Source organism: Egibacteraceae bacterium, assembly GCA_035540635.1.
Classification (GTDB): domain Bacteria; phylum Actinomycetota; class Nitriliruptoria; order Euzebyales; family Egibacteraceae; genus DATLGH01.
The window spans coordinates 42,457-49,999 of record DATLGH010000058.1; the positions used below are offsets into that span (position 1 = coordinate 42,457).

At 70.1% G+C, this 7,543-nt stretch carries 10 protein-coding genes; 5 read left to right on the forward strand and 5 right to left on the reverse strand.

Annotated features, from left to right (window positions below):
- Positions 1-81: 81 nt before the first annotated feature.
- The 4 genes from VM324_09825 (at position 82) to VM324_09840 (ending at position 4,006) form a co-directional block, all read left to right on the forward strand.
- Complete coding sequence (locus VM324_09825; GenBank protein HVL99575.1) at positions 82-534, forward strand: CopG family transcriptional regulator; 453 nt, start codon at positions 82-84, stop codon at positions 532-534.
- A gap of 37 nt (positions 535-571) precedes the next feature.
- Positions 572-3,148 carry a DEAD/DEAH box helicase family protein gene (locus VM324_09830; GenBank protein HVL99576.1) on the forward strand — a complete coding sequence of 859 codons (2,577 nt, stop codon included), beginning with the start codon at positions 572-574 and terminating at the stop codon, positions 3,146-3,148.
- 14 nt (positions 3,149-3,162) lie between these two features.
- Positions 3,163-3,642 carry a hypothetical protein gene (locus tag VM324_09835; protein ID HVL99577.1) on the forward strand — a complete coding sequence of 160 codons (480 nt, stop codon included), beginning with the start codon at positions 3,163-3,165 and terminating at the stop codon, positions 3,640-3,642.
- Between the two features lie 139 nt (positions 3,643-3,781).
- Entirely contained in the window at positions 3,782-4,006 is a 225-nt protein-coding gene (locus tag VM324_09840) for a ribbon-helix-helix protein, CopG family (GenBank protein HVL99578.1), read from the forward strand.
- Between the two features lie 791 nt (positions 4,007-4,797).
- Here the strand turns inward: VM324_09840 and VM324_09845 are convergent.
- The 4 genes from VM324_09845 to VM324_09860 all read right to left on the reverse strand — a co-directional run bounded on the left by VM324_09845 (position 4,798) and on the right by VM324_09860 (position 6,091).
- Positions 4,798-4,920 (reverse strand): hypothetical protein, encoded by a 123-nt coding sequence (locus tag VM324_09845; GenBank protein ID HVL99579.1) that lies wholly within the window; start codon positions 4,918-4,920, stop codon positions 4,798-4,800.
- Between the two features lie 37 nt (positions 4,921-4,957).
- Positions 4,958-5,182 carry a hypothetical protein gene (locus VM324_09850; protein ID HVL99580.1) on the reverse strand — a complete coding sequence of 75 codons (225 nt, stop codon included), beginning with the start codon at positions 5,180-5,182 and terminating at the stop codon, positions 4,958-4,960.
- 427 nt (positions 5,183-5,609) lie between these two features.
- Positions 5,610-5,843, reverse strand: coding sequence for a hypothetical protein (locus VM324_09855; GenBank protein ID HVL99581.1), 234 nt, complete (start codon positions 5,841-5,843; stop codon positions 5,610-5,612).
- On the reverse strand, positions 5,840-6,091 hold the full coding sequence (locus tag VM324_09860; GenBank protein ID HVL99582.1) for a hypothetical protein: 252 nt from the start codon (positions 6,089-6,091) through the stop codon (positions 5,840-5,842). Before VM324_09860 ends, VM324_09855 begins: the two co-directional genes overlap by 4 nt.
- A gap of 361 nt (positions 6,092-6,452) precedes the next feature.
- On the opposite strand from VM324_09860, the gene VM324_09865 reads away from it, so the two are divergent.
- Positions 6,453-7,055, forward strand: a complete 603-nt coding sequence (locus tag VM324_09865) for a site-specific integrase (protein HVL99583.1) — start codon at positions 6,453-6,455, stop codon at positions 7,053-7,055.
- Positions 7,056-7,225: 170 nt separating this feature from the next.
- Here VM324_09865 and VM324_09870 read toward each other — a convergent pair.
- Positions 7,226-7,543: serine hydrolase domain-containing protein (locus tag VM324_09870; GenBank protein HVL99584.1), on the reverse strand; the 318-nt coding region annotated here is incomplete at its 5' end.

The following is a 7,543-nucleotide window of genomic DNA, read 5'->3' on the forward strand; positions in this document are numbered from 1 at the left end:
CCCTCGGCAGCGGTGACCGTGCCGGCCACGTCATCGCCCACAAGACAACCCCTGCCGCAGGGCACGATGGAGGTTGATGTCATGGTTCGCAAGCAGCTCTACATCGATGAGGCCCACGAAGCCGAACTGAAGCGTCGCGCCGCCGAATCTGGCCTGACGGAAGCCGAGATCGTTCGCCAGGCCCTCGACCAGCACCTCACGGGGGCGGCCCATGGCGCTCGAGGCCAGGGCCGCGGGAGGATGGCCGCCGCCGCAGACCTCGACGCGCACGCCGACGACCTGGTCGAGAAGCTGACGAGTCGGGCTGTGGCCTCGTCGGAGCCAGATCGCGAATGGACCAGGGACGAGCTGTACGACGACCGTGAGCACCCGCGCCGCTGCGCAGTGACTCTTGTCGTCTTCGACACCATCGTCATCGTCTATCGCTACGACGCCCGCGATGACGCCAAGCGAGGGACGGCGGCATCTACGTCGACAAGGCGCGAGCGGCGGCGCGGCACGGATGTGGCGACGACAACTGCTGCACCCCGATAGGCCGTGAGTGAGGCGCCCGGTGCAATACTTGGGAGCCATGGAGGCCGAGCCTGCCCGGCCGTGCTGTGTGCACGTCGAGGAGAACGCCAGGCTGCGCGGCGAGCTGGCCAGGACCCGCGGCGAGCTCGAGGGGCTGCGCCGCGCCCTGGCCGAAGCCACCGCCGGTGGGGCCGACCACAACGGCGTCGTTCCTGCGCCCCTGGAACCTCGCCTCAGCGGCGCGGTGGGGGGACCGCTGCCCGACGGTGGGCGCTCTGCCCGTGTCCACCAGCGCTCGTCGCGGCGCGCGAAGCTGGCGCTCTACCGCACGCTGTTCGCGGGCCGCGGCGACGTCTACGCCCGTCGCTTCGAGAATCGGGTCAAGGGCGCCAGCGGCTGGTGGCCGGTCCACACCGGCGGCCCGAGCATTCCTCGCGAACAGCGGCAGTACCTGCCGCTGACCGACGAGGTGATCGCCGCCCACCTCGAGGGGCGCGACACGATCGGCCTGTACCCGCTGCTGCCCGGCGACACGTGCCGCCTGCTCGCCTGCGACTTCGACAAGGCGACGTGGCGCCTGGACGTGCAGGCCTACTGCGAGGCCGCCGAGGCGGCCGGCGTGCCCACCGCCGTGGAGCTGTCCCGTTCCGGCGACGGCGCGCACGTGTGGACGTTCTTCACCGCCCCGGTCGCGGCCGCCGACGCCAGGGCGATGGGCGCGGCGCTCCTGCGCGAGGCGATCGCGCTGCGCGGCGAGCTCGACCTCGACAGCTACGACCGCTTCTTCCCCTCCCAGGACCACCTGCCCGAGCGGGGATTCGGCAACCTGATCGCGCTGCCGCTGCAGGGCGAGTGCCGCCGCGAGCGCCACACCACCGTGTTCGTCGACCCACCTACGTTCGAGCCCTGGCCCGACCAGTTCGCGTACCTGGATTGCGTGCAGCGCCTGTCACCCGCGGACGTGCGGCGCATCACCGAAGACCTCCGGCCGCTCGTCGTGGGACCGCAGGCCCGCCTGCACCGCTCGGCTCTGCGTGCCGACCCCGACCCGCCGGCAACCGTCCCGGCGCAGCTCGCGGGGATGCTCGCGATCCGCCGGGCGGGCATCCCGCCTGGCCTGTACGCCTCGCTCAAGCATCTGGCGGTGCTCCACAACCCCGCGTTCCACAAGAACGAGCGGCTGCGGATGTCCAACCACGCCACCCCGCGGTTCATCCGCTGCTACGCCGAGGACCTCGAGCACCTGTACCTGCCGCGGGGAGTCACCGAAGCCGCGGCCGCGCTCGTGGCGGAGGCCGGCAGCCGGCTGGAGATCCACGACGTGCGCAGCGAGCCGGCTCCGCTCAAGGTCACGTTCACCGGTGCACTGCGCAAGCTGCAGGCCGAGACCGTCGAGGAGCTCGCCCGCCACGAGCTGGGGGTGCTCGAGGCGCCGCCCGGCGCGGGCAAGACGGTCATGGGCTGTGCGTTGATCGCCCGTCATGCCACGCCCACGCTCGTGCTCGTGGACCGCAGGGAGCTGCTCGACCAGTGGCGAGCTCAGCTGCGCACCCACCTGGGGATCGACGCGGGGCAGGTCGGCGCCGGCAAGCGCACCCAGACCCGGGCGGTGGACATCGCCACGTTCCAGACCGTCGTGCGCAGCCAGCGCCCCGACGAGCTGCTCGACGGCTACGGCCTGGTGGTCATCGACGAGTGCCACCGTGTGGCCGCCCCCACCATCGAGCGCACGGTGCGGGAGGTGCGGGCGCGGCGGTGGCTCGGCCTGACCGCCACCCCGCAGCGACCCGACGGCCTCAAAGACGTCATGGTCATGCAGTGCGGGCCGATCAGGCGCCGCATCGACCAGATCGACGACCACCTCGTCCGGCTGCTGCACGTCCACGACACGCAGCTGGCGGTGAACATGCCGACCGACGGGCTGACCCGAGGTGAGGTGCTCGCGCTGCTGTACGAGTCGATCGTGGACGACGCTGGCCGCACCGATCAGGTCTGCGACGACGTCGCACGTGCGCTGCGCGACGGGCGCAACTGTCTGGTGCTCAGCGGCCGCACCGAGCACGTCGAGACGCTCACCGGCGGACTGCGCGACCGCGGCTTTGACCCCCTGGTCCTCCACGGCCGCCTCAACGTCACCAAGCGGCGTGCCGTGCACGCGCGTCTGGCCGAGGAACGCCAGGTGCTGCTGGTCGCGACCGACCGCTACATCGGCGAGGGCTTTGACTGCCCGCGGCTGGACACGCTGTTCCTCGCCTTCCCCGTGTCGGCCCCCCAGCGCATCGAACAGTACGCGGGCCGCGTCGTGCGCGCCCACCCCGGCAAGGACACCGCCGAGGTGCACGACTACCGCGACGCCGGCGTCCCGATGCTCAAGGCGATGTACAACCGGCGCAAGGCCGGCTACCGCAAGCTGCGGTTCGCCACCGACCCGACGGCGGCCAGCGCCCCGCGGCTCCCGCTGCCCGCGGCGGGCGGCCCGCCGGTCGCGCAACCCAAAGCGCCGGCCGAGTGCGCCGCCCCATCAGCGACGCCCGCGCAGGTCCGTGCTTGGGCGCGCGCGGCCGGCTTCGCCGTCGGCGACCGCGGTCGGCTGCCGGGCGAGGTCTGGCAGGCCTACCGCACCGCCCGCACCTGACGAGGAGCCACCCCGTGCCACAGCCCCGACGGCATCGGATGCGCCGGCCGGCCCGGCTCGACTCCGCCCGCTCGTGGCTGGAGTCCGGTGCCGAGGTGACAGTGCGCGCCTACGCCCGCCGCTACGGCGTCGACCGCTACACCGCCTGCGACGAGCTGGGGATCCTCGGGGTCGCACTGTCGGCGAAGGACCAGCGGTGGTCGGTCCGTCCGCCGCCGGTCCCCAAGCGCTCGCGTCGCGAGGAGCCCGAGGGCGTCCAGGACGGGCTCCCCGACGGCTGGTTGGAGTGGGGCGGCGAGCTCATGTTCGTCGCGGGCTTCACCTCCGGCGGGGCGCCCTACGGCGTGCGGGTGCAGGACTTCCCCGCCCACGACCTCCCCGAGGAGCTCAAAGCGTTCGCCGAGGAGCGCCGCGCAGAAGAGCGCAGGCTGACCGCTCTCGCCGCCGAGCAGCGCGCCCGCTTCGGCCGGCAGGAGCGCGACGTGCCGTTCTGACCGGGGCACAGCCTCCCCTGCGCGGCCCAGTCAGTCGATCCAAGGTCTCGGCCGTGTCCATGTGTAGGCCGAGAGGCAGGGACGGGTGCACGGCTGGTTGTCCTACATGGCTACATTGTGTTCTGAGGAGGGCAGGTGCATGGCCGCACGACACGTCACACTCCGACTCGACGCCGACGTGGTCGACCGACTCGACGAGCGCAGCCAGAGCACGGGACGCAAGCGGCCCGAGTTGATCACCCGCTATGTCGATGAGGGCATGCGCATGGAGGAAGCCCGTCGAGCGCAGCAGATCTGGGAGCGGCGCCAGGACGCCCAGCTCGTCCAACTTCCGATCGCATTCGGTCTTGAGCGCTTCAGGTGAGCGTCATCACAGGCTTGTGGACCCGCCCGATCCGCAGCAGTTGCACCGCCGGCTTCGGCCGCACGGAGACTCAAGGCCGGGTTGTAGGCCTCCTTGGAGTCTCCTGCCACCACGGTGCCCAAAGGTGCTTGTTCCGCAGCGATCAGGGGTGCCGGTGCTGCGCGTCGCCCCGTCGGGCCGTCCCTGGCCCGAGCAGGCCGTCCCGTCCCGCGGGTGCCTGTCAGTCGCAGCGCAGCGGGCTTGAAGGATGACGACGTCGTCGTCATCGACCAGGTACACGAGACGATGCTCCTGGCGATCCGGCATGACCAGGCGCCCGCCAGAGCCACCGGGCGTTGGCGGGGGCGCGCAGGGGGTGGTCGAGCTCGGCGACGACCAGGGGCGACACGACAAGCAGTCCGACGGCGATGAGCAACGCATCGGTGTCAGCGGCGTCTCGCCACAGCCGGCAGCGGCAGCATGCCCACCATGCTTCTCGTGCCAAGCGCCATGATCGAGGTGCCATGGACTCGCTGCTCATCTTCAGCGAGCACGCCATCGACCGCATGCTCGATGGGGACTCGATGTCACCGATGTGCAGACCGCGTTCGATAGCGCTGAGACCATCGAGGAGTACGCCGATGGTGCCCGACTCCTGCTGGCCGGGCCGGCGTGCGCCCACTCCCGCAGCACTGGCCACGATCTACTCGCGGCCGTGTCAGCTGCGCGTGAGGGTCAGTTGCCAGATGTCGTCGTCGTGGCTGGTGACGGTGGCGGCCCGGTAGGTGCCGGCGCCGTCGTGGATCAGCGCTTCATTCGCCCACCGCGAGGCCCTCGTCGCCGTCGAGCAGCGCCTCGTGGACGTGGACGACACCGTGCTTGAGCATGCCGGGGGTGGTCTCGATGGTGATGACGGTTCTGGTCAGGATGTTCATCGCGGCTCCTCGGGTGAGATCGTATCGTGACTCGTCGCTAGGAAAGCGGCGTGGGACCCTCCAACGCGTCCAGGAACGGCAGTACCGCAGGGATGAACCGCGCCCGCAGGGTTCGTCTGGCCTCCGGGTCTGGTGCGGTGCGGTCGGCAAGTTCGGTCGCACTGAGGTCACGTGCGATGACCAGGTCGAAGTGGGCAGCGTTGCGCGGATCAGGTTCACCGAACTCGTCGACGATGCCGGTCGGCCACAGCTCGTAGTCCAACGCCTGGATGGTGGCGCCGGTTCTGGTGATAGGTGTCATAGCCGGTGAGCGAGCCAGCGCGGCCGGTGACCAGTCCTCCGTGACCGCGAAGCAGGACACGACCCAGCACCTGTTGGGGCGGAAGGCCCAATGCCTCCACGCGGTCGTAGCGGTCGGCCGTGGCCAAGCCGGACTGGATCATCTGGTGCGGTTCAATGGTGCCGAACTGCGGAAACGCTCCCCGGCTCGGGTCCTTGGGCCACACTTGGGCCATGCTGGCCCACCGCCGGCCACTTCGGCGCAGCAGTGACGCTCATGGCCCGAGTTCGAGATATGCGGTCCAGCGCCTCCGAGCTGAAGCGGACGTTGTTCAGGGCCAGTTTCGGGCAGACAGCTGGCGGTTGCGGAAGCTGGCCCCAGCTGCACCAGAGCGCGCAGCTCGCTCGCGTCAGGCGGCGCTCGACCCGTGCTCGAGCCGCTCGGCGATCCAGACCTTGATGATCGACTGGCGGGTGACGCCCAACCGCCTGGCCTCCTGATCCAGCGACTCCACCATCCACGCGGGAAAGTCCACGTTGACGCGGCGTTGCTCGGTCCCGGGCCGGCGCGCCTGATCCAGGTCGAGAGCGCTCGTGACGTCCTCGCCGCGGTCGAACCGCTGGTCGAGCTCCTTAGCCTTCATAGATGGCCACCTCCTCGTCGCGTGAACGGCGGACCGAGATGATTCTCGTGACCTCCTGCCGGCGGGTCACCACGGCGGACAGTGCCGACCTTCAATCCGCCCGACCACGAGCCATCGGGGCTCGTCAACCGTTCGGGGGGGATCTCCACACGCAGAGAGTCCTGCCACAGCCGTTGCGCCTGGTCGAAGTCGATGCCGTGCTTCGCCGCGTTCGCGGCGCTCTTGTCGGCGTCGAACTCGAACTCCACCCGATTGTCTCCATTTCGGTATAGAAACTATACCGCCGACCACGTAGCGTCCACGTGGTCCATCCCGACGGCGAGCGGCCTCATGCGGCTCAGGGACCGGCCGACTCCAACCTGTCCCGACCCCCTCCGAGCGCCGCGCGTCGAGCACCGCCCGACCCCGCTCGGCGTCTCAGGGCATCACGTGCGCGTAGGTGTGCAGCAGCAGCGCCCCGCCGTCCGCTGTGCCCGAGCCATGAGGCCACCGCCGCGACGCTCACCCCGTCGCTGAGCAGCGTCGAGGCGTACACGTGGCGCAGCATAAGGGCTTCCACGAGCGTAGAAGCGGGCGGACGATCACCTCCCCTATCCCTGGAGGTATGCGATGCCCACGACAACCATCCTGTTCCCGGTCGACGACGACCGACAGCGCGTGAACCTGCTCGCCGGCGCATTCCTGGCCGGCTATCGCTCCGCCCATACCCGGCGCAACTACGCCTGCGATCTACGGCAATGGCTGAGTTCTGTGATCACTTCAAACGTGGACCCGCTCGGCGCGCGACGCATCCACGTGGAGGTGTTCGCTCGCCACCACGAAGCAACCGGTCTTGCTGCCGGAACGATCAAGCGCAAGCTGGCGACCTTGACGATGTTCTACAAGTGGCTCGTCGACGAGCAGTTGGCCGACACCTCACCGATGACCAACGTCCGTCGACCCAAAGTCTCCAACGAATCCACCCGGCTCGGGCTGGGTCGCACCGAACTGTGCGACTGGCTCGACGCCGCCGAAGCACTCGGCGGCTACGACTACGCCCTGGCGTGCCTGCTCGCCCTCAACGGACTGCGCATCGGCGAGGTCTGCGCCGCCAACGTCGAGAACCTGGGCGAGACCCGCTACCACCACACCCTGAGCATCATCGGCAAAGGCGACAACCAGCGCTGGTGCCCCTCGCACCACGCACCCGCATGGCCGTCGACCAAGCCGTAGGCATCCGCACCGAGGGTCCGCTCATCCTGTCGCGCTGGGGGACCCGCCTCAACGGCCAATCAAGGCTGGCGAGCCGTGCGCCGCATCTCCCGGCACGCAGGGACACCAAACCGATCAGCCCCCACTCACTGCGCCACTCGGCGATCACCGTTGCGCTCAACGCCGGCGTGTCACTGCGTGACGCGTGGGTCGTCGGCGGTGGCGAACGAGCCGGTCATCCCGAGCGGGTCGAACACACGGTCGGCGAGCTCGTCGGCGAAGGGGCGGCCGGTGACCTGCTCGGTCACCGCGGCCAGCAGCATGAACCCGGCGTTGCTGTAGTTGAAGCCCTCCCCCGGTGGACCGCTGAGCCGGCGGGACAGCAGCTCGTCGACGCGGCGGTCAAGGGCGTCGGGCCCTTCGTGGATCGTGACCGTTCCGGCGGTTCCCACGATCATGCTGAGTCCGGCGGTGTGGGTGAGCAGCTGCTCGACCGTGGCCGTCTCGAA